Source organism: Halomicronema sp. CCY15110, assembly GCF_016888165.1.
GTDB lineage: Bacteria > Cyanobacteriota > Cyanobacteriia > Phormidesmidales > Phormidesmidaceae > Halomicronema.
In genome coordinates this window covers 1-358 of record NZ_JACSWC010000138.1, presented here as the reverse complement: position 1 = coordinate 358, position 358 = coordinate 1, and the positions used below count along the sequence as shown (strand labels likewise).

Genomic DNA, 358 nt, shown 5'->3' with positions numbered 1-358 from the left:
TAGCGCTGCTGTCGAAGGCGATGGACGGGAATTTAGTGCTCGATTTTAGATACGGAAAGTTAAGTTGACAATGCCGGCTGGTGCTTTAGACCAACGGCTCCACTGAACGCGATCACGGCTCCTACTGTCGTGAGGCTTCACTCACAGTACACGACAAACACTAGCGAGATCGCTTCAACTCCCAAAATGACGCCGACCCAACAGGGCGAGCAGACCACCCGTGACCGCAAAGCCACCCGCGATCGCATAATCTGACCAGGAGCGACCACCACTGAACAATGTCCCCAACGCGCCCCCCAGACAAGCCCCAGAGCAAGTCACCAACCGTTCGGCTACCCGATTTCGTAGATTCCGTGGC

1 protein-coding gene is annotated in these 358 nt (G+C 56.1%); it reads right to left on the bottom strand.

Features of this window, described 5'->3' with window-relative positions; translation table 11 throughout:
* Positions 1-174 precede the first annotated feature (174 nt).
* Positions 175-358, bottom strand: a 184-nt coding sequence (locus tag JUK32_RS02630; RefSeq protein ID WP_204137299.1) for a hypothetical protein, incomplete at its 5' end; no start/stop codon positions are given.